The organism is Microbacterium sp. bgisy189, assembly GCF_057707225.1.
The window spans coordinates 438,167-458,684 of sequence record NZ_JBYIPT010000002.1 but is presented as its reverse complement, the minus strand read 5'-3'; the positions used below and the strand labels follow the sequence as shown (position 1 = coordinate 458,684).

At 69.2% G+C, this 20,518-nt stretch carries 19 protein-coding genes; 18 read left to right on the top strand and 1 reads right to left on the bottom strand.

Annotation, left to right across the window (positions count from 1 at the left end; all coding sequences use genetic code 11):
• Nucleotides 1-20 precede the first annotated feature (20 nt).
• The 10 genes from folP to AC3ENX_RS05110 all read left to right on the top strand — a co-directional run bounded on the left by folP (nucleotide 21) and on the right by AC3ENX_RS05110 (nucleotide 8,725).
• A complete protein-coding gene (gene folP, locus AC3ENX_RS05155; RefSeq protein WP_434810783.1) occupies nucleotides 21-818 on the top strand; it encodes a dihydropteroate synthase in 798 nt (265 codons plus the stop codon).
• Nucleotides 815-1,177, top strand: a complete 363-nt coding sequence (folB, locus tag AC3ENX_RS05150) for a dihydroneopterin aldolase (RefSeq protein WP_434810782.1) — start codon at nucleotides 815-817, stop codon at nucleotides 1,175-1,177. The genes folP and folB overlap by 4 nt, the downstream gene beginning before the upstream one ends.
• The gene (gene folK / locus AC3ENX_RS05145; protein WP_434810781.1) at nucleotides 1,174-1,713 is read left to right on the top strand and encodes a 2-amino-4-hydroxy-6-hydroxymethyldihydropteridine diphosphokinase; all 540 of its coding nucleotides are present in this window, start codon (nucleotides 1,174-1,176) and stop codon (nucleotides 1,711-1,713) included. Before folB ends, folK begins: the two co-directional genes overlap by 4 nt.
• Nucleotides 1,710-2,195 (top strand): DUF3180 domain-containing protein, encoded by a 486-nt coding sequence (locus AC3ENX_RS05140; RefSeq protein ID WP_434810780.1) that lies wholly within the window; start codon nucleotides 1,710-1,712, stop codon nucleotides 2,193-2,195. Before folK ends, AC3ENX_RS05140 begins: the two co-directional genes overlap by 4 nt.
• Before the next feature lie 286 nt (nucleotides 2,196-2,481).
• Nucleotides 2,482-2,982 (top strand): PH domain-containing protein, encoded by a 501-nt coding sequence (locus AC3ENX_RS05135; RefSeq protein WP_434810818.1) that lies wholly within the window; start codon nucleotides 2,482-2,484, stop codon nucleotides 2,980-2,982.
• The gene (locus tag AC3ENX_RS05130) at nucleotides 2,979-4,745 is read left to right on the top strand and encodes a PH domain-containing protein (RefSeq protein WP_434810779.1); all 1,767 of its coding nucleotides are present in this window, start codon (nucleotides 2,979-2,981) and stop codon (nucleotides 4,743-4,745) included. The genes AC3ENX_RS05135 and AC3ENX_RS05130 overlap by 4 nt, the downstream gene beginning before the upstream one ends.
• Nucleotides 4,742-5,440: a DUF2520 domain-containing protein gene (locus AC3ENX_RS05125; RefSeq protein WP_434810778.1), complete on the top strand. Its 699-nt coding sequence runs from the start codon at nucleotides 4,742-4,744 to the stop codon at nucleotides 5,438-5,440. The genes AC3ENX_RS05130 and AC3ENX_RS05125 overlap by 4 nt, the downstream gene beginning before the upstream one ends.
• Nucleotides 5,437-6,198, top strand: a complete 762-nt coding sequence (locus tag AC3ENX_RS05120) for a formylglycine-generating enzyme family protein (protein ID WP_434810777.1) — start codon at nucleotides 5,437-5,439, stop codon at nucleotides 6,196-6,198. The genes AC3ENX_RS05125 and AC3ENX_RS05120 overlap by 4 nt, the downstream gene beginning before the upstream one ends.
• A gap of 29 nt (nucleotides 6,199-6,227) precedes the next feature.
• Complete coding sequence (lysS, locus tag AC3ENX_RS05115) at nucleotides 6,228-7,763, top strand: lysine--tRNA ligase (RefSeq protein WP_434810776.1); 1,536 nt, start codon at nucleotides 6,228-6,230, stop codon at nucleotides 7,761-7,763.
• A complete protein-coding gene (locus AC3ENX_RS05110) occupies nucleotides 7,760-8,725 on the top strand; it encodes a GGDEF domain-containing protein (protein WP_434810775.1) in 966 nt (321 codons plus the stop codon). Before lysS ends, AC3ENX_RS05110 begins: the two co-directional genes overlap by 4 nt.
• Nucleotides 8,726-8,821: 96 nt before the next feature.
• Here the strand turns inward: AC3ENX_RS05110 and AC3ENX_RS05105 are convergent, their stop codons facing one another.
• Nucleotides 8,822-9,931, bottom strand: a complete 1,110-nt coding sequence (locus tag AC3ENX_RS05105) for a DUF4192 family protein (RefSeq protein ID WP_434810774.1) — start codon at nucleotides 9,929-9,931, stop codon at nucleotides 8,822-8,824.
• Nucleotides 9,932-10,039: 108 nt separating this feature from the next.
• On the opposite strand from AC3ENX_RS05105, the gene AC3ENX_RS05100 reads away from it, so the two are divergent.
• The 8 genes from AC3ENX_RS05100 to AC3ENX_RS05065 all read left to right on the top strand — a co-directional run bounded on the left by AC3ENX_RS05100 (nucleotide 10,040) and on the right by AC3ENX_RS05065 (nucleotide 20,516).
• Nucleotides 10,040-10,231 carry a hypothetical protein gene (locus AC3ENX_RS05100; RefSeq protein ID WP_434810773.1) on the top strand — a complete coding sequence of 64 codons (192 nt, stop codon included), beginning with the start codon at nucleotides 10,040-10,042 and terminating at the stop codon, nucleotides 10,229-10,231.
• A gap of 48 nt (nucleotides 10,232-10,279) precedes the next feature.
• Nucleotides 10,280-11,752, top strand: coding sequence for a cardiolipin synthase (gene cls / locus AC3ENX_RS05095; protein WP_434810772.1), 1,473 nt, complete (start codon nucleotides 10,280-10,282; stop codon nucleotides 11,750-11,752).
• Between the two features lie 592 nt (nucleotides 11,753-12,344).
• Complete coding sequence (locus AC3ENX_RS05090; protein ID WP_434810771.1) at nucleotides 12,345-12,866, top strand: endonuclease domain-containing protein; 522 nt, start codon at nucleotides 12,345-12,347, stop codon at nucleotides 12,864-12,866.
• A 296-nt stretch (nucleotides 12,867-13,162) separates the two neighbouring features.
• Nucleotides 13,163-15,691, top strand: coding sequence for an ATP-dependent Clp protease ATP-binding subunit (locus AC3ENX_RS05085; RefSeq protein ID WP_434810769.1), 2,529 nt, complete (start codon nucleotides 13,163-13,165; stop codon nucleotides 15,689-15,691).
• A 157-nt stretch (nucleotides 15,692-15,848) separates the two neighbouring features.
• On the top strand, nucleotides 15,849-16,838 hold the full coding sequence (locus tag AC3ENX_RS05080) for a hypothetical protein (RefSeq protein WP_434810768.1): 990 nt from the start codon (nucleotides 15,849-15,851) through the stop codon (nucleotides 16,836-16,838).
• Nucleotides 16,835-18,499, top strand: coding sequence for a hypothetical protein (locus AC3ENX_RS05075; RefSeq protein WP_434810767.1), 1,665 nt, complete (start codon nucleotides 16,835-16,837; stop codon nucleotides 18,497-18,499). Before AC3ENX_RS05080 ends, AC3ENX_RS05075 begins: the two co-directional genes overlap by 4 nt.
• Nucleotides 18,496-19,173: an ABC transporter ATP-binding protein gene (locus tag AC3ENX_RS05070; protein ID WP_434810766.1), complete on the top strand. Its 678-nt coding sequence runs from the start codon at nucleotides 18,496-18,498 to the stop codon at nucleotides 19,171-19,173. Before AC3ENX_RS05075 ends, AC3ENX_RS05070 begins: the two co-directional genes overlap by 4 nt.
• Entirely contained in the window at nucleotides 19,170-20,516 is a 1,347-nt protein-coding gene (locus AC3ENX_RS05065) for an ABC transporter permease (RefSeq protein WP_434810765.1), read from the top strand. The genes AC3ENX_RS05070 and AC3ENX_RS05065 overlap by 4 nt, the downstream gene beginning before the upstream one ends.
• The last annotated feature ends 2 nt before the right edge of the window (nucleotides 20,517-20,518 follow it).

Sequence of the window (20,518 nt, the reverse complement as noted above, 5' to 3'; positions counted from 1 at the left end):
TGGGCGGGCAGGTGCGTGCCGTGGCCGAGATCATGGGCATCGTCAACGTGACGGCCGACTCGTTCAGTGACGGCGGACGCTTCCTCGACACCGATCGCGCGATCGCCCACGGCCGGATGCTGCGGGCCGACGGCGCGACGATCCTCGACATCGGTGGCGAATCGACCCGCCCTGGCGCGGAGCGTGTCTCCCCCGACGTGGAGGCTGCCCGCGTCCTGCCCGTCGTCGCGGGGCTCGTCGCCGAAGGCGCGGTCGTGAGCATCGACACCATGAACGCGAGCACCGCCGTCTCCGCGGTCGCCGCCGGCGCGCGCATCGTCAATGACGTCTCGGGGGGACGCAGCGACCCCGACATGCTCGGCGCGGTCGCCGGAACGGATGCCGAGATCGTGCTGCAGCATTGGCGTGGCCACTCGGCCGACATGTACGCGAACGCCACCTATGACGACGTCGTCGCCGAGGTGCTCGGCGAACTCGCTGCACGGGTCGATGCGGCCGTTGCCGCCGGCATCGCCGTGGAGCGGATCATCGTCGACCCCGGCATCGGGTTCGGCAAGCAGGGCGCCCAGAACTGGGAGGTGTTGCGCGGCCTGCACCGGATCGTCGGCGCCGGTCACCGCGTGCTCGTCGGCACGAGCCGCAAGCGGTTCTTCGCCGACGTGCTCGGTGCGGATGCCGATGAGGCGCGGCGCGATCTGGCAACGGCGGTCACGAGCGTGCTGGCCGCGCAAGCGGGCGCGTGGGGCGTGCGGGTGCACAATGTCGCCGCGACGCGTGACGCGCTCGCCGTGCAGCGAGCCTGGGAGGGAAAGGCATGAGCGACCGGATCACCGTCACCGGCATCCGTGCGATCGGGTACCACGGCGTCTACGACCACGAGAAGCGCGACGGGCAGCCCTTCGTCGCGGACGTGACGGTCGAGCTCGACACCCGCCCGGCCGCCGGCAGCGACGACGTCGCCGACACCTTGCACTACGGTGAGCTCGCCGAACAGGTGGCGGCCATCCTCGCGGGCGACCCGGTGGACCTGCTCGAGCGGCTCGCCCAGCGCATCGCCGACGCCGTCCTCGACCACCCGATCGTCGAGACCGTCGAGGTGACGCTGCACAAGCCGAAGGCGCCCATCCCGGTGCCGTTCGACGACGTCACCCTCACGATCCGTCGGAGCCGGGCATGAGCCGCCGGCTCGCATCGGGCATCGGCGAGTCGCCCTCGCACACAGCGCGCGCCGCGGCGACCGCCGTCGTGGCACTGGGAGCGAACCTCGGCGACCGTGCCCGCACACTCGAAGACGCCGTCACCGAGCTCGCGCGGCTACCGCTGACGACCGCGGTCGTCACCAGTGAACCGATCGAATCGGTCGCCGTGACCCTCGACGGGCCGGATGCCGCCGCTCCCGCCTATCTGAATTCGATCGCCCTGCTCACGACCCGGCTCGCACCGAACGTGCTGCTCGGGTTTCTGCACGCCATCGAGAACCGTCACGGCCGCGAGCGACGCGTGCGCTGGGGTGACCGCACCCTCGACCTCGACCTCATCGCGTACGGCGACGTCATCAGCGAGGACCCGGCGCTGACCCTGCCGCATCCGCGTGCGCACGAGCGCGACTTCGTGCTCGTGCCGTGGCTGACCGCCGACCCTGATGCCGAACTGCCGGGCCGCGGGCGCGTGGCCGACCTGCTCGAACGCCTGCGCGCGGGGGACGACTCGTGAAACGCACCGGGCCCGTGCCCCTCATCGCCGTCGCGGTGATCGCGGCCGTGATCGGGTTCATCATCGATCAGCTGCTGACGTCCTCGGGCAGGCCGACGTTCACGCCTTCGCTCATGCTGCCGATCCTGCTTGTGCTGCTGGCGGTGATCACCGTCATCCTCGCGCTGCCGATCCGCCGCGCGACGGTGAGTGGAACGGGCCGGGTCGATCCGTTTCGTGCCGTGCGGGTCGCGATGCTCGCGAAGGCGTCGAGCCTCGTCGGCGCAGGCGTTGCGGGTGTCGCGCTCGGGCTGCTCGCCTTTCTGCTGACCCGGCCCGTGCTGCCGTCGAGCGACTCGATCACAGCCGTCGTCGCATCCCTCGTGGGCGGGATCGCACTGGTGGCCGGAGGGCTGTACGCCGAGCACCTGTGCACGATCGGACCCTCCGACGACGACGAACCGCCGCCGCCCGAACCCGGTGTGACCCCCTCGCACCACTGAGCCCCCGTCGCTGCGGCGACGACTAGGCTCGAACCCGGCGGGGGCGCGGGGGATCGCGCTCGCGCGAGCTGGAGGAACCATGACGACGCCCCACGATCACGAGCCCGCGGCCCACGACCTGCCGCACGTGCCGCCGACGCCGCAGGAGGAGCCGCCGTTCGCACCGCCCGCGGCGGCACCGGTTCCGGCCGCAGCCCCGACCGTCGAGCCGTTCGCGCCGGTCGCAGAAGACCGTCCGGCGCCCACGGGTGGCGACGCGGTGCTCGATGCCGGCACCTACACCGGCATCCTCGAACCGCGCGGCAAGAACCGGCTGCCGCTCGGTGACGGCACCTGGCACCAGGTTTCGCCCAAGTACGTGCTCGTGCAGATCATCACGAACGTGTTCTTCCTCGTCGTGCTGGCCGGCGTCGCGCTGTTCCTCGGTCTCGTGCTTGAGCAGGCGTGGGTCTGGATTCCTGCGGCCGCACTGGCCGTCCTGCAGCTGTTCGGCCTCATCGTCGCCCGCCGTCAGGCCCGCGCGATCGGATACCAGCTGCGCGACGACGACCTCGTCTTCCGCCGCGGCATCCTGTGGCAGCGCATGGTCGCGGTGCCGTACGGACGCATGCAGCTGGTCGACATCACGCACGGGCCGCTCGACCGCGGCTTCGGCATCGCGCAGCTCAAGCTCGTGACGGCCGCCGCCACGACCGGCATCGCCATCCCCGGCCTCACGCAGGATGCCGCGGAGCACCTGCGCGACACCCTCATCGACGTCGCCGAGACCCGCCGGACCGGGCTGTGAGCGACCAGCAGGCTGCCACCTCGACGGGTGCCCCGGCACCCGCAGCCGAGCTCGTCCGCTCGCCCCTGAGCGACGGCGAATGGCATCGGCTGCACCCGCTGACCCCGTTGCTGCGCGGCGGACTCGTGTTCCTCGTCGTGCTCGGCATCGTCGTGACCAACATGCGCGACCGGCTCATCGCCATCTTCCTGCCCGACGAGGGCGATTTCGGCGACTACGACGCAGACCCGATCGACTTCATCTTCGAGAACAACCTCATCCTCGCCGTGCTCGGCGGAGTCGTGGCCATCATCGTGATCGTCGTGGTCGCGTTCTACGTGTCGTGGCGGTTCCACACGTTCCGCATCACGGGTGATGCCGTCGAGGTGCGCAGCGGCGTGCTGTTCCGCACGCACCGGCGCGCCCCGCTGGACCGTGTGCAGGGTGTGAACCTCACGCGCCCGATGATCGCGCGGCTGCTCGGCACCGCAAAGCTCGAAGTCGTCGGTGCCGGCACCGACGGCAACGTGAAGCTCGAATACCTCGGCACCTCGAACGCCGAGACGATCCGCGGCGACATCCTGCGGCTCGCGTCGGGTCGTGAGCTCGGTACGGCAGCACCGACGGCGGGGCACGCGTCGGCCGCGCAGACGATGACCGCAGGCATCACCGGGCTCATCGAGGGCGTCGACCTCGACGAGTCCGAGCCCGAGTCGATCGTTCACATTCCGGTCGGGCGCCTCATCGCCTCACGCGTGCTGTCGGGGTCGACGCTGTTCTTGCTGCTGCTGATCATCGGTGTCGTCGTCGGCGCCGTCGTCGGGACCCCGTGGGTGCTGTTCAGCCTCGTGCCGACCTTCATCGGTTTCGGTGCCTACTGGTTCCGGCAGATCACGCTGTCGCTGCGGTACTCCATCGCGCCGACCTCGTCAGGCGTGCGCATCACCTCGGGGCTGTTCACGACGATCAGCGAGACGATCCCGCCAGGACGTATCCACGGCGTCGCCATCCGGCAGTCGATCCTGTGGCGCCCGTTCGGCTGGTGGTCGATCCGCATCAACCGCCTCACCGGGCGCTCGGTGATGGACACTTCGACGGCCGCACAGCAGATGACCGAAGTCCTCCCGATCGGCAAGCGGGAGGATGTGGAGCGTGTGCTTCGCCTCATCCTCCCGTCGTTGCCTGAGCAGGAATGGTCGGGGGTGTTCGAGCACGGCATCCTCGGCCCGCAGGCCGACGACCCGTACACGAACATGCCGCGGCGGGCGGCGTGGCTGCGACCGTTCTCGTGGCGCCGCGTCGGTCTTCTCGTCACGCCGGCGGCGATGCTCGCGCGGAAGGGCTACATCTGGCGGTCGCTCGTGATCATCCCGCTGGCGCGGCTGCAGTCCGCGCGCGTCGAGCAGGGGCCCATCGACCGGATGCTGGGCATCGCGATGGTGACGGCGCACACGATCGCCGGTCCGGTCGTCGGCTACGTTCCGCATCTTGACCGGGACGCGGCGCTCGCCGGCTGGCGGGCGCTGACGGACGGCGCCGTCGCCGCCGCCGCATCCGACACATCGCACCGGTGGAGCGCGCACCTGCCGGAGCACGCATTCGGCGTGCCTGATGCGGTCGCAGCGCCCGCGGTTGCGACCCCGGAGTCTACATCCGGCGTGCCTGAGCCCGACGCGCCTGCCGCGCCGAGCGCACCCGAGCCCGATGCGGTGCCGCTGACGCGCCGCGAGGCGCGAGCGGCCAACGAGACCGACGCACCGGCGCCGCCGCAGGACCCGTCGTGACCGGAACGGCCCGACTCGGGGTCGGGGTCATCGGGGCCGGTCGTGTCGGACCGGTGATCGGTGCGGCACTGGCCGGGGCCGGGCACGCCCTGCTCGGCATCACGCCCGGATCCGACCCCGACCGTGTTTCGGCGATCCTCGGCGACGTGCCCGTTCTCACGGCAGATGAGATCGTGCGACGCAGCGAGCTCGTCGTGATCGCCGTCCCGCATGATGAGGTGGCGGGGCTCGTCGCAGGCCTCGCCGAGCTGGGGGCGTGGCAGGTCGGCCAACTCGTGCTGCACACCGATCCGGCGTTCGGGATCGGCGTGCTCGCACCGGCGGCGGCGTGCGGTGCGATTCCGCTGGCCGTGCACCCTGCCGTCGCCTTCACCGGCACGAGCATCGACCTGCGGCAGTTGCCCGGCGCGTACGCCGCCGTCACCGCCCCCGGTGCGGTGCTGCCGATCGCCCAGGCGCTCGCCGTCGAACTCGGCTGCGAGCCGGTCGTCGTCGCCGAGGCCGACCGTGCGGCGTACGGCGAAGCCATCGTGACCGCGACGCAGTTCGCCGATTCGATCGTCCGGCAGTCCGCGCAGCTGCTCGGCGAGGCGGGCGTCGACGATCCCGGCCGCTATCTGTCGGCGCTGCTGCACGCGACCGTCGACCGTGCCCTGCTGGATGCCACGGTGCCGGTCGAGCCCGAACAGCCGTGAGCGACGTCGACCTCGTCGCGATTCCGGCGGGTGCCGTGCGTCTTCACGATGCGCGACGCAAGACGACCAGGGACGTCACGCTCCAGGCGTTCGAGTTGGGGCGCTACCCGGTCACCGAGGAGCAGGTCGCCGAGGTGCTCGGGTTCTCGGCATCCCACCCGCGCCGACCCGCCACGGACGTCTCGTGGCTGCGAGCCGTGCGGTTCTGCAACGCGCTCTCGGAGTGGGAGGGGTTCGATCCCGCCTACCGCGTCGACGGCGACGAAGTCACGTGGCATCTCGATTCGGAGGGATTCCGGCTGCCGACCGAGGCCGAGTGGGAGTACGCGTGCCGCGCCGGCTCGACCGCAGCGCACTACGGGCCGCTCCCCGATGTGGCGTGGACCAGCGCCGACGGCGTGAACACGCCACAGCCGATCGGCGGCAAGCTGCCCAACCTGTTCGGGCTGTTCGACACCCTCGGCAACGTGTGGGAATGGTGCTGGGACCTGCTCGATCCCGCCCGATACGACGACTACCGGGTGTTCCGGGGCGGCGGCTTCGCCGACGACGCGTGGAGTGTGCGCGCCGGCACGCGCCGCGGCGGCGGCCCGCGCATGCACCATGACGACGTGGGCTTTCGGGTCGCACGCGGCGGCTTCGACGCCGACGACGAGGCACAGGGGTGGTCGGCGCGCGCCGACGCAGAGCGGGCCGCGATCGAAGGCGCCCTGCCGAGCGGTTGGACGCCGCGCAGGGGAGTGAGCCGCGCTCGGTAGAATCGGTGGCTGATCCCCGAGGAGCCTGAATGACCGACGCGCCTGTGCCTGCGCCCGCCGAAGTAGCCGTGCCCGCCGAAGAAGAAGACGTCTTCGAGCAGAAGGCCGTGCGCCTGGCCAAGCGCGACCGGCTGATCGCAGAGCGGGCGGATGCCGCGGGCGGCGCGTACCCGGTCGCCGTCGCCGTCACCGACACCATCGGTGCACTGCGCGAACGCTACGCCGCGCTCGAAGCGGGAGAGGAGACCGGCGTGACCGCATCGGTCGCCGGCCGCGTCGTCTTCAGCCGCAACACCGGCAAGCTCTGCTTCGCGTCGCTGCAGGCCGGTGACGGCAGCCGCATCCAGGCGATGGTCTCGCTCGCCGAGGTCGGCGACGCATCCCTGCAGGCGTGGAAGGACCTCGTCGACCTGGGCGACCACGTCTCGGTCACCGGGCAGGTCATCTCGAGTCGCCGCGGCGAACTGTCGATCATGGTCTCGCAGTGGCAGGTCGCCGCCAAGGCTCTGCTGCCGCTGCCGAACCTCTACACCGAGCTCAGCGAAGAGAGCCGTGTGCGCTCGCGCTTCCTCGACCTGATCGTGCGCGACCAGGCGCGTGAGACGGTCATCGCCCGGGCGAAGGTCAACGCGAGCCTGCGGCAGACCTTCACGGAGCACGATTTCGTCGAGGTCGAGACGCCCATGCTGCAGGTGCAGCACGGTGGTGCCGCGGCCCGCCCGTTCGTGACGCACTCGAACGCGTTCGACGCGGAGCTGTTCCTGCGCATCGCGCCCGAACTGTTCCTCAAGCGCGCCGTCGTCGGCGGCATCGACCGCGTGTTCGAGATCAACCGCAATTTCCGCAACGAGGGCGCCGACTCCACGCACAGCCCCGAGTTCGCGATGCTCGAGGCCTACCAGGCGTACAGCGACTACCACGGCATCGCCGATCTCACCCAAGAGCTCATCCAGAACGCGGCGGTCGCCGTCGCAGGATCGACGACCGTCACGTGGGCCGACGGCACCGTGTATGACCTGGGTGGGCAGTGGGACCGCATCTCGATGTACGAGTCGCTGTCGGAGGCGGCGGGCCGCACCATCACCCCCGACACGTCGTTCGACGAGCTGCGCGCGTTCGCGCTCGAAGTCGGCGTTGAGGTTCCCGAGAAGATCGCGACGCACGGCAAGCTCGTCGAAGAGCTCTGGGAGCACTTCGTGAAGGGCTCGCTCACGCGCCCGACGTTCGTGATGGACTTTCCGCTCGACACGAGCCCGCTCGTGCGCGAGCACCGCACGATCCCCGGGGTCGTGGAGAAGTGGGACCTGTACGTGCGCGGGTTCGAGCTCGCGACGGGCTACTCCGAGCTCATCGACCCCGTCATCCAGCGCGAGCGCTTCGTCGAGCAGGCCAAGCTCGCCGCGCGCGGAGACGACGAGGCGATGCGCGTCGACGAGGAGTTCCTGCGCGCGCTCGAGCACGGCATGCCGCCCACCGGGGGGATGGGTATGGGCATCGATCGCCTCATGATGGCGATCACGGGCCTCGGCATCCGCGAGACGATCCTCTTCCCCCTCGTCAAGTGAGCATCCCGGCGCCGCCCGACTTGTCCGCGGCCGCGCTCAGCACGTTCGACGAGGCATCTGCCCTCGTGCTCGACTACCTGCAGGCGCAGGTGCCGATGGGGTTTTGGACGGTGTCGCGCGTCATCGGCGGTCGGCAGGTGTACCTCAGCGTCACGCCGAACGAATTCGGGCTGGGCGTGGGAGACGGTCCACGCTGGGAAGACGCCGTCTGCCGTGCGATGTGGGAGGACGGTGGCCCCCGCGTCGCCCCCGACATCTCGCGTGTCCCCGAGTATGCCGCCAACGAGGCGGCTCTCGGACTGCGGCTGGGCAGCTACGTGGGCGTGCCGATCCTCAACGCCGACCGGTCGTTGTTCGGCACCGTCTGCGGCATGGACGTCGACACCCGCGCCGCGTCGTTTGTCGAACTCGGTCCACAACTCGAACTGCTCGGGCAGCTGCTGTCGGTCGTGCGCAACGTCGACGACCAGGCGATAGCACTCACGCGACGTCTCGAAGTCAGCCTCGAAGACGCCGAGACCGACGAACTGACCGGCCTTCGCAACCGTCGCGGCTGGCACCGCATCTGCGAGACCGAAGAGGCCCGTCATCACCGTCTCGGTGACCTCGCCGGTGTCATCGTCCTTGACCTGGACGGACTCAAGCAGGTCAACGATCGCGATGGGCACGCCGCCGGAGACGCCCTGCTGCGGCGTGCCGCGAACGTCATCACACAGACCGCACGCGAGGGCGACATCGTCGCGCGCCTCGGCGGCGATGAGTTCGGCGTGCTGTGCCCGCAGACCGATCCCGGCGGCGTGGCTGCCCTCGGCGACCGCGTGCGCGAAGGGCTCACGGCGCAGGGGCTGTCTGCCGGCATCGGCGTCGCGACGCTCGACCGCTCCACGACGATGGCCGATACGGTCGCGCGCGCCGACGCAGCGATGTACACAGACAAGCGCTCGCGCACCGCTGGCCGCTGAGTCCCGGCATCCAGCACGAGTCGGGCGTCGTGCCGCACCGACTCGTGCTCGAATCCCGGACTCACCGTCGTGCACGCTCACGCCCGTCGTGCACGCTCACGCCCGGCGGAACGCCCAATCGGGCAGGTGACCGGCGGCGACGAACGAGCGCACGATGTCGGCAAGACCATGGTCGGGTTCGAGAGCCTGCACCATGCGCGCATACCGGTCGGCGTGCGTCGAGCGCCCCAGCGCCCATGACAGCCACGCGCACACCGCGAGGGCGCCCGGGCGCTCACGCTTTGGCGCAAGTGCCACGACGTCGCGACACAGCGCCAGCGCGGTCTCGAGTCGCTCGGGATCGGGGCGGCGACCTTCGCCCCACATGACCGACGCGAGTTCGACGGGATATTGCTCGCCCTCCTCCCAGCGGCGCTGCGCCTCCATCGCGTCCTGACCTGCGACGGTGTCGCCGCACCACTGCACGAGCGCGACGTCGCGCAACGACGGACGATTGAGGCACCACGCGATGACGGCGGCATCCATGGGCTGGTCGACGCCGCGGCGCAGCGCGTTCTCGTACAGTCGCGGCAGCTCGTCGAGCGCGCACACCGCTTCGAGGGCAGCCGGGTCGACGCGCGACGAATGCGCACCGTCCGACTCGATGCCGCACACCGCGTCGACGGCCGTGCGCAGCGAGCGCAGCGCGGCCGCCACCCCGCGACGCTGCGCCTTGTCCTTGCGCGGGATCGTCGCGCCCGCCGCCTGATCACCCGGCGCCACGCCCGGCAGCGCGGGGTCGTGCGACGCGAGCTCATCGAGCGGATGCCCACCCGCCGGGTGATCGGCCGCGAAGAACGACCCCCAGCCGCTCGGGGTGACCGCGAGCGCATCGAGCAGTCCCAGCCCGCTGGCATCGGCGCGCACGGCGATCGCCTCGTGCAGCCCGCGGTGCGGAAGCGCGTCGTCGATCGGGCAGTCGGTGTAGACGACGGCGCAGAGGGAATCGGCGGCATCCAGTCGGCACACCATACCGATCACGGTCGAGGCGACGGTCTCGACGTGTTCGATCTCGTCGTCGGGCGGCAGATCGACGCGCAGCACGCCGATCGACTTCGCCTGCGACATCGGGATCACCACGAGACTGCGCGTGGGCGTGAACCCGAGCATCCGCGGTACGAGGGAGAGGAACTGGGCCGCATCGGCGGCTTTCGCGATCTGTGTCATGCAGCGAAGATGGCCGATCCGCGGCGGGTGTGCGGGGCGTCGCGCGCACCCGTTGTGCGTAACCCGCAACGGGCCGTCGATGTGCAGGAGGCGACGTACGATGGATGCATGGACTCCTACTGGGCCGCCGTCATCTGGTCGCTGGTGCCGACCGTGGTGGTGCTGGGGCTGTTCATCTTCGTGATGCGTTCGGTGCTCCGCATGGACCGCAACGAGCGCCGCGCGTACGCGAAGATCGAGGCCGAGGAGCGCGCCAAGCGGGGCCTCACGCCCGCCGCCGGTGACGCCGACGCTCGCTGACGGAACCTGTCGCTACGCTGAACCCAGCGCAGTACCGGGGGAGTTCACGTGATCCGCATCGATGTCGACTGGACCTGGACGTGGCCGCTCGTCGCGTTTCTCGTCGTCGACATCACGATCCGCATCCTGGCCGTCATCGTCGTGCCCCGAAATCGGCGCCCGACGGCGGCGATGGCCTGGCTGTTGGCCATTTACTTCATTCCGATCGTCGGGGTCTTCCTGTTCCTGCTGATCGGCAACCCGCGCCTGCCGCGCAAGCGTCGCAAGATGCAGCAGCAGATCAACGAGCAGATCACCGAACTGAGCGCAGGGCTCGACTTCGGCACGCTCCGACCCTACGCACCGAAGTGGTTCCAGTCGCTCGTCGAACTCAACCGCAACCTCGGCGCCATGCCGCTTGCCGGCGACAACGGGGCCCAGTTGATCTCGGACTACCAGCAGAGCATCGACGCGATGGCCGACGCGATCCGCGCCGCCGAGCGGTATGTGCACGTCGAGTTCTACATCTTGCAGGCCGACGCTTCGACCGACAACTTCTTCCGCGCGCTCGAAGAGGTCGCGGCCCGTGGCGTCATCGTGCGTGTGCTGCTTGACCACTGGGCCAACCGCAGCAAGCCGTACTATGCCGAGACGCGGCGACGACTGGATGCCATGGGTGCCCACTGGCGGCTCATGCTGCCGATCCAGCCGTTGAAGGGAAAGTTCCAGCGGCCCGATCTGCGCAACCACCGCAAGCTGCTCGTGATCGACGGCCGTGTGGCGTTCACGGGGTCGCAGAATGTGACCGACTCGACGTACAACCTGCCCAAGAACATCAAGCGCGGCCTGCACTGGGTCGACCTGATGGCGCGCATCGAAGGGCCCGTTGTCGGGTCGATCAACGCCGTGTTCCTGTCCGACTGGTACAGCGAGACCGAAGAGGTGCTCGAAGAGGAGATCGGACTGTTCGAACTGGAGCCGGGGCCGGGCGACCTCGACTGCCAGATCGTGCCGTCGGGCCCCGGGTTCGAGTTCCAGAACAACCTCAAGCTGTTCATGGCACTGCTGTTCGCGGCCCACGAGCGCATCATCATCGTGAGCCCGTACTTCGTGCCCGACGAAGGACTGCTGCTGGCGATCCAGACGGCGTGTCAGCGCGGCATCCATGTCGAGCTGTTCGTGTCTGAAGAGGGCGACCAGGCGATGGTCTATCACGCGCAGCGCAGCTACTACGAGGCGCTGCTGCGGGCGGGCGTGAAGATCTGGATGTACCAGAAGCCGTTCATCCTGCATTCGAAGTCGATCACGATCGACGACGAGATCGCCGTCATCGGCTCGAGCAACATGGACATGCGCTCGTTCGGTCTCAACCTCGAGATCTCGATGCTCGTGCGGGGCGAGGAATTCGTCGCGCAGATGCGCGAGGTCGAAGATCAGTACCGCAGTTCGTCGCGCGAGCTGACCCTCGAAGAGTGGATGCAGCAGCCTCTGCGCTCGACGATCCTCGACAACCTCGCCCGCCTGACCTCCGCCCTGCAGTAGGCACGCCCTCGGCAGCTTCGGCCTCGGCCGCTCGCCTGTCACAACACGCGCGAAGAGCACGTGGATTGTGACAGGCGAACGAGGCGTCGCCTCCTCCACAGGTGCGCGGAATTCAAGGATCCGACCGCGGTCTGTGGAGGAGGACGATGCGGTGCTCGACTGCTGGCAACGTGCGGGGATGCAGTTCGAAGACAACGTGTCGCGGTTTCGTGTCCGCAGCGCGATCGCGCAGGGGCTCAGCCCCGCGCAACTCGCCTCATCGCGCTACCGGCGACCATTCCATGGAGTTCGCGCAATCGGGGATGCCCCCGCGTACACCGATCGAGCCGGCCGGCCGCTCGGGAGGTTGGAGAGCCAGCACCTCGAGCGAGCACTGGACTACGTCCCGCGGATGCCGGACGAAGGATTCCTCAGTCACGTGACCGCGGCGGTGCTCTGGGAATTGCCCCTTCCGCTTGCGGCCCTGGCGGATCAGCGAGTCCACGTTGCGGTCCCGCCGTCTCGTCGGCTCCCCAGAGGTGCAGGAGTCCGCGGACACGAGGTCTCCCACAGGCTCACCGCTGTGGTGCGGCATCCGATCTGGGGCGTCCCGGTGAGCACGCCGGAGTCGACCTGGGCTTCGCTCGCCGCCGTGCTCGCCGATGATCGTGACCTGATCGCGGCAGCCGACGCAGCCGTGCGCACGTGGCGTGTCGACAGTCCGCTCGCGACCGTACGCAGCCTCGAGCGCGCTGTTGCGGCGGGACGTCGGGTCGGCATCGTCCGGCTTCGCGAAGCGCTGCCGCGCGTGCGCTGCGGCTCGGCATCTCGCCCGGAGTCGTGGCTCCGACTGCTGCTTGTCGACGCGGGTCTGCCGGAACCGGAACTCAACGCGGACATCCCTGTCGCGGGAGGCAAGGTCGCCGGCGACCTCGTCTACCGCCGGCAGCGCGTGGTCGTCGAGTACGAGGGTGAGCACCATCTGTTGGATCCTGCACAGTGGGCGTCCGATATCGAGCGCTACGAACGCCTTGCGGCAGCGGGCTGGATCGTGATCCGCATCACCAAGACCGACTTGTTCGCCGCGCCGACAAGCGTTGTCGACCGTGTGCGACGCGCGCTTGTCGCACGCTGACCTGCGGCCACACCTCAACCGCTCGTCCTCGGTCTCCTCGCCTGTCACGATCACCTTCGCCAGACCGCCGTTCGTGACAGGCGAGCGGGCGGTGGAGCGCTCGCCTGTCGCAATCACAGGCTCGAAGCTCGGATTCGTGACAGGCGAGCGGGGGTCGCGTGGGGACTGCGGAGCACCGCCCGCGCGTCAACCCCGCGCCCTGTCACGCCGACGGCGAACACGGGCATACCCACCCGCGCCCGTGGTTACTCTCGTCGTAAGGCGTCAGAAGACTCGGTGCCCGAAGGAGAAGAGCCATGTTCGAGAGATTCACGGACCGTGCCCGTCGTGTGGTGGTGCTCGCCCAAGAAGAGGCGAAGCTGCTGAACCACAACTACATCGGCACCGAACACATCCTCCTCGGCCTCATTCACGAGGGCGAGGGTGTCGCTGCGAAGGCGCTCGAAAGCCTGGGCATCTCGCTCGAATCGGTGCGCGAGCAGGTGCAGGACATCATCGGCCAGGGGCAGCAGCAGCCGACGGGGCACATCCCGTTCACGCCGCGCGCCAAGAAGGTGCTCGAGCTGAGCCTGCGCGAGGCGCTGCAGCTGGGCCACAACTACATCGGCACCGAGCACATCCTGCTCGGTCTCATCCGCGAGGGTGAGGGCGTCGCAGCCCAGGTGCTCGTCAAGCTCGGCGCAGACCTCAACAAGGTACGCCAGCAGGTCATCCAGCTGCTCAGCGGCTACCAGGGCAAGGAGCCCGCGGGGGTCGCCTCCGGCGCCGGCGAGCAGACGCAGCAGGCCGCCCAGGGCGGCTCGGCGGTGCTCGACCAGTTCGGCCGCAACCTCACGCAGGCCGCGCGCGAGAACAAGCTCGACCCGGTGATCGGGCGCGAGAAGGAGATCGAGCGCGTCATGCAGATCCTGTCGCGCCGCTCGAAGAACAACCCGGTGCTGATCGGTGAGCCCGGCGTCGGCAAGACGGCCGTCGTCGAGGGCCTCGCGCAGGCCATCGTGAAGGGCGACGTGCCCGAGACGCTCAAGGACAAGCAGGTCTACTCGCTCGACCTCGGCTCGCTCATCGCCGGCTCCCGCTACCGCGGTGACTTCGAAGAGCGCCTCAAGAAGGTCACCAAGGAGATCCGCACCCGCGGCGACATCATCGTCTTCATCGACGAGATCCACTCGCTCGTCGGTGCCGGCGCCGCTGAGGGCGCGATCGACGCCGCGTCGATCCTGAAGCCGCTGCTTGCCCGTGGCGAGCTGCAGACGGTCGGCGCCACCACGCTCGACGAGTACCGCAAGCACTTCGAGAAGGATGCCGCGCTCGAGCGTCGCTTCCAGCCGATCCAGGTCGGCGAGCCTTCCATCCCCCACGCGATCAACATCCTGAAGGGGCTGCGCGACCGCTACGAGGCGCACCACAAGGTGCAGATCACCGACGGCGCGCTCGTGGCCGCGGCGAACCTCGCCGACCGGTACGTCAGCGACCGCTTCCTGCCCGACAAGGCCATCGACCTGATCGACGAGGCCGGCGCCCGCCTGCGCCTCAGCATTCTGTCGTCGCCGCCCGAGCTGCGTGAGTTCGACGAGAAGATCGCGAAGGTCCGCGAAGACAAGGAGCGCGCCAGCGAAGAGCAGGACTTCGAGAAGGCCGCGTCGCTGCGCGACGAGGAGAAGTCGCTGCTGGCGGAGCGGCTGCGTCTGGAGAAGCAGTGGCGCTCGGGTGACGTCGCGACCCACGCTGTGGTCGACGAGGGCCTGATCGCCGAGGTGCTCGCCCAGGCCACCGGCATTCCGGTGTTCAAGCTGACCGAGGAGGAGACCAGCCGGCTCGTCTTCATGGAGACGGCGCTGCACCAGCGCGTCATCGGCCAGGAGGAGGCGATCGCTGCGCTCAGCCGCACGATCCGCCGTCAGCGTGCGGGCCTGAAGGACCCGAAGCGTCCCAGCGGCTCGTTCATCTTCGCCGGCCCCACCGGCGTCGGAAAGACCGAACTGGCGAAGGCGCTCGCCGAGTTCCTGTTCGACGACGAGGGTGCGCTCATCTCGCTCGACATGAGCGAGTTCAGCGAAAAGCACACCGTCTCGCGGCTGTTCGGTGCCCCTCCCGGGTTCGTCGGCTTCGAAGAGGGCGGCCAGCTCACCGAGAAGGTGCGCCGCAAGCCGTTCTCGGTCGTGCTCTTCGACGAGATCGAGAAGGCCCACCCCGACATCTTCAACTCGCTGCTGCAGATCCTCGAAGAGGGTCGCCTGACCGACGGTCAGGGTCGCGTCATCGACTTCAAGAACACGGTCATCATCATGACCACCAACCTCGGTTCGTCGGCGATCGCCGGCGGCCCGGTCGGGTTCCAGGTCGAGGGTGACTCGCAGACGACGTACGAGCGGATGAAGGGCAAGGTCGACGAAGAGCTCAAGCGCAACTTCAAGCCCGAGTTCCTCAACCGTGTCGACGACGTGATCGTCTTCCCGCAGTTGAGCAAGGACGAGCTGCGTCAGATCGTCGGCCTGTTCACCAAGCGTCTGAGCGAGCGCCTCCTCGACCGTGACATGACCGTCGAGCTCAGCGATGCCGCGAAGGACCGGCTCATCGAGATCGGGTTCGACCCGGCGCTCGGTGCCCGTCCGCTGCGCCGCGCCATGCAGCGCGAGGTCGAGGACCGACTCAGCGAGAAGATCCTGCACGGCGAGCTCAACAACGGTGACCACGTGAAGGTGGATGCCGAGAACGGACAGTTCACGTTCGAGCACGGCCCGCGCGGCGACAAGGTCGCCATCGGCGTCGGGGCTGCCGGCGCGATCGAGGCCACCCCCGATATCGCCGCATCGGGAAGCTGATCGAACGATCGATTCGAAGAGGGCGGATGCTGCGGCATCCGCCCTCTTCCGCGTTTCAGGGAATGTCATCCTCAAGGTGGATACCGGGAATACATTTCTTACGCCATGATGTGAGGTGACGCCATTGCACCGGCGTCACCGGGTCACAGGGGGACACATGCGTAAGACAGCTGTATCGATCGTCGGCGCCATCGGGGCGATGGCTCTTCTCGCCGGGTGCGGCACGGGCGGCGGAGGTGAGCTCACCTACGACGACTCGCCGCTGAACGAGTACATGTCGGCGATGTGGGGCGGCAACCTGTCGCCCGAGGAGCAGGAAGCGCAGTGGGCGGAGCAGAACCGTCTGCGCGAAGAAGCGATCGCCGAGTGCATGACCGACGAGGGCTTCGAGTATATCCCGGTCGACAGCTCCGGCGGCATCGTCATCACCGACGAGGAGGACGACCCATGGAAGCCCGACGACCGCGACTGGGTCGCGCAGTACGGATACGGCATGGTCAACTCGCCCGGCATGGAAGAAGAGATGCCGGTCGAGGAGGAAGGCCCCGTCGACCCGAACCAGGAGTACGTCGAGTCGTTGTCCGAGTCCGAGATGCAGGCCTACTACGAGGTGCTGTACGGCCCTGAACCGCCCGAAGAGGCGTACGAGGACGAGGACTTCGATTGGGACAGCTGGGACCGCGGATGCCAGCAGGCCGGCGACGAAGCAGTCGGCGACGACTCGCAGGCCCTGTACGAGAGCGAAGAGTTCAAGCCGCTGTTCACCGCGATCGAAGAGTTCTACACGAGCGCGCAGGAGAACGAGGGCATGGCCGAACTGCAGCAGGAGTGGTCGTCGTGCATGGCCGATGCCGGTCACCCCGGGTTCGAGACCCAGATGGCCGCGCAGGAGTCGATCATCGAGAAGACGAACGCCTTCTGGGAGGACTACACCGACTACGAGAACGACCCGACCGAGACGCCCGAAATGCAGGCGATCGCCGAGGAAGAGATCGAGCTCGCCCTCGCCGATCTCGACTGCCGCGAGAAGACCGACTTCCGTCAAGAAGAACTGCGCATCCAGTTCGAACTCGAAGAACAGTTCATCGCCGAGCACAAGGCCGAGCTCGACGCGCTCAAGGCGGCTGCCGAGCAGGCGAACGAATGAGGTCGGGGCGCCGCGGAGGCGACGCCGACGCCATCGAGCCCACCGGTGACGGTGCGGCCGAAAGCGCCGAGGCGTCGGCCGACGCCGACGCGACAGCGGTCTTCGACACGGTCGACGGCGAGCAGCAGGCCGAAGTGACCGAGGTGACCGAGGTCACCACGACCGACGGTCCCGCCGCCGGCGGCTGGCGCCGCGTGCTGACGGGCAACCGGGCACTGTGGACGATCGCCGCAGTCGCGATCGTCGCGCTCGTGGCGGGGCTCGTGCTCGGCCGGTTCGTCATCTCGCCTGTCGACGCCGCCACCGGACAGGGGGCACCCGATCCGGGCCTCGTGACCGTGCCCGTCGAGTTCGGAGAGCTCAGCAACGACATCACGATGCGCGGCGACGTCGCATATGCCGATGCCGTCGAAGTCACCCTCGACACCTCGTCGTTCGAGGGTGCCGCGGTCGTCACGGGACTCGTCCCCGAAGTCGGCAGCGAGCTGAAAGAACTGTCGGTCGCGCTCGAGGTGACCGGGAGGCCGGTCATCGTGCTGCCCGGTGAGCTGCCCGCCTACCGTTCGCTCGCCTACGGTGACTCGGGGCCTGACGTCGTGCAGCTCAAGCAGGCGCTCGCCGCGGTCGGCATCGACGGCGGCAACGCCGACTCCGACGTGTTCGATGAGGTGACGGCAGCCGGCATCGACGCGCTGTACGAGAAGGTCGGCTACCCCTCGCCGCAGGCGGCGGAAGGCTCGGACGAGGCAGTGGATGCCGCACGTGAGGGCGTGCGCGCAGCCGAAGAGTCGCTGGCATCCGCCAAGGCTGCGCTCTCGCAGGCGGGAGCCGGGCCGAGCCAGTCCGAGATCAAGACCGCAGACAATCAGATCGCCAGCATCCAGCGACAGCTCAACGTCGCCGAACAGACGGTGCCGCGCGACCCGGTGACGATCGGCGATCTGCGCGACCAGCTCGAACTCGCGAAGATCCAGCGGCGCGAACTGCTCGCCGCACGCGACACGAGCGCCGAGGCGCAGGGTGTCGAGAGCGCGCGTGAGCAGATCGCCGACGCCGAGCGTGCGCTCGCCACCGCGCGCCAGGCGGCACTCACGCCGATGCCGTCGAGCGAGATCCTGTACCTCACGCAGCTGCCGCGTCGCATCGACGCCATGAACGTGCAGCGCGGCACCGTGCTGCAGGGCGCCGCGATGACGGTCTCTGGCGCGACGATCGAGCTGAGCGGCACGGTCGCGCAGGCCGATGCCGAACTGCTCGAGGTCGACGCAGAGGCGTTCTTCGAACTGCCTGACGGTGAGCGGCACCGCGCCGTCATCACCGCGATCGAGGCCGAGGACGGCGGCGGCCGGTCGACGGTGAGCTTCACCCCAGACCCGCTCACGTCCGAGCAGATCGGCGAGCTGCAGGGCACCAACGTGCGCCTTGAGGTGCCCGTCGGCGCGACCGAAGGGTCGGTGCTGTCGGTGCCGTACGCGGCGCTCACCGCGGGGCCGGGTGGCGAATCGCGTGTCGAGGTCGTCGAAGGCGACCCGCGAGAGGGTGAGGATGCCGAGACCCGAATGGTCACGGTCGAGACCGGTCTCGCCGCCGACGGGTATGTCGAGGTGACCCCGACAGAGGGTGACCTCGAAGAGGGCGACCTGGTCGTGGTGGGCTCGTGAGCTCACCCCTCGTGGAACTGCGCGACGTCACCCGCTCGTTCCCCGGCCCGCCCGAGGTGCAGGCGCTCAAGGGCGTCTCGATCTCGCTCGCCGAGGGGGAGTACGTGTCGATCGTGGGGCCGAGCGGTTCGGGCAAGTCGACGATGCTCAACATCCTCGGCCTGCTGGATCGGCCGAGCGTCGGCGAGTATCGCCTGGCAGGGTCACTCACGGGAGACCTCGACGACGATCAGCGCGCAGCCGTCCGAGCCCGGTTCATCGGGTTCGTCTTCCAGGCCTTCCACCTCATGCCCCGCCGGTCGGTGCTCGATAACGTGCTCATGCCGATGCTCTACAGCGGCGTGCCCCGCGCAGAGCGGCACGAGCGCGCCAGGCGCGCGCTGGAGCGGGTGGGACTCAGCCACCGCGAGAACTTCTTGCCCGGCACGCTGTCGGGCGGTGAACGGCAGCGTGTCGCCGTGGCGCGCGCCGTCGTGAGCGGACCGAAGCTGCTGCTGGCCGACGAACCGACCGGCAGCCTCGACCAGCGCACCTCGGGCGAGGTGATGAGCCTGTTCGAAGAGCTCAACGCCGACGGCATCACGCTCGTCGTCATCACGCACGACCGCGACGTCGCCGCACGCGCGACGCGATCGCTGCGCATCTCGGACGGCCGCATCGAGGACGTCGCATGAAGCTGTGGCCGGGCCGGCGCCGCCGCAAGAAGACCGCCGACGCCGAGACGACGGAGCAGCAGCCGGAGACCGTCGCCGAGCCCCAGGGGTCAGCCGTCGAGTCCCTGCTGCCCCCCGTTCCGCGCGCCGACAGGTTCTCGGCGAGCGACCTCGTCGTCGAGGCGACCACCGATATCGGCTCCCGCCCCGGGCGGCTGTTCGTCACGATTCTCGGCACGGTGCTCGGCATCGGGTCGCTCGTCGCGACGTGGGGGTTCGCGCAGACCGCCGCCAATCAGGTCGCCAGCCAGTTCGACGCCGTCGCCGCGACCCAGGTCGTGATCACCCCGGCCACGACGTCGGCCGGGCGTGAGGGGCAGTCCGCCGCCACCGGGCGATTGCCGTGGGATGCTCCCGAACGTCTCGAGCGGCTCGCGGGCGCTGAGGATGCCGCGCTGGTCGCAACGGTCGTCATCGACGGTGCCGAGATCACTGCGGTGCCGCGCAACGACCCGTCGGCAGCGAGCATGTCGCCACCGACGCTGCTGGCGGCGACCGCGGGGCTGAACGACGTGATCCAGGGCTCCATCACGATGGGCCGCATGTTCGACGAGGGCCACGACGAGCGCGGCGACCGGGTTGCCGTCCTCGGCAGCCGTGCCGCCGAACGTCTTGGCATCGTGCGCATCGACCGCCAGCCGTCGATCTTCATCGACGGCATCGCGTACGCCGTCATCGGCGTCGTCGACGACATGGCGACGCGGGCCGATGTCCGCGACGCGGTCGTGATCCCGATGGGCGCCGCACGCGCCGACTTGTGGCTCGGTGCGCCGCAAGAGGCGCTCGTGCGCATCGCCGTCGGCGCGGGGCCTCAACTCGCAGAGCAGGCGCCGCTCGCCCTCGCACCCGCAGATCCCGAATCGGTGGAGGTGAAGGCGCCGCGGGGGCGTTCCGACCTGGGCAGTGCCGTGCAAGCCGATGTCAACATCGTCTTCATCGTCGTCGGTGCGATCTCGCTGCTCGCCGGTGGCCTCGGCATCGCGAACGTGACGCTGCTGTCGGTGCTCGAGCGCACCGGCGAGATCGGCCTTCGCCGCGCACTGGGCGCGACGCGGCGGCAGATCTCGGCGCAGTTCACGGTCGAATCGGTCGTGATCGGTCTGCTCGGCGGGCTGATCGGGGCCGCGTTCGGCGTGCTGGCGGTCGTGGTCGTCGCCGCGACGCAGCAGTGGACGGCCATTGTCGATCCGCTCGTCGCGCTCGGTGGCGTCGTGCTCGGCGCCCTCGTGGGCTGGCTGTCGGGCCGCTACCCGGCTCGCCGCGCCGCCCGCATCGAACCCGTCAACGCCCTCCGGGGTGCCTGACC

Coding starts and splice junctions, on each gene's coding strand:
- AC3ENX_RS05085 (WP_434810769.1), top strand. CDS start 13,163: ATGTTCGAGAGATTCACGGACCGTGCCCGTCGTGTGGTGGTGCTCGCC.
- AC3ENX_RS05105 (WP_434810774.1), bottom strand. CDS start 9,931: ATGACACAGATCGCGAAAGCCGCCGATGCGGCCCAGTTCCTCTCCCTC.
- AC3ENX_RS05100 (WP_434810773.1), top strand. CDS start 10,040: ATGGACTCCTACTGGGCCGCCGTCATCTGGTCGCTGGTGCCGACCGTG.
- AC3ENX_RS05080 (WP_434810768.1), top strand. CDS start 15,849: ATGCGTAAGACAGCTGTATCGATCGTCGGCGCCATCGGGGCGATGGCT.
- folK (WP_434810781.1), top strand. CDS start 1,174: ATGAGCCGCCGGCTCGCATCGGGCATCGGCGAGTCGCCCTCGCACACA.
- lysS (WP_434810776.1), top strand. CDS start 6,228: ATGACCGACGCGCCTGTGCCTGCGCCCGCCGAAGTAGCCGTGCCCGCC.
- folB (WP_434810782.1), top strand. CDS start 815: ATGAGCGACCGGATCACCGTCACCGGCATCCGTGCGATCGGGTACCAC.
- AC3ENX_RS05075 (WP_434810767.1), top strand. CDS start 16,835: ATGAGGTCGGGGCGCCGCGGAGGCGACGCCGACGCCATCGAGCCCACC.
- AC3ENX_RS05065 (WP_434810765.1), top strand. CDS start 19,170: ATGAAGCTGTGGCCGGGCCGGCGCCGCCGCAAGAAGACCGCCGACGCC.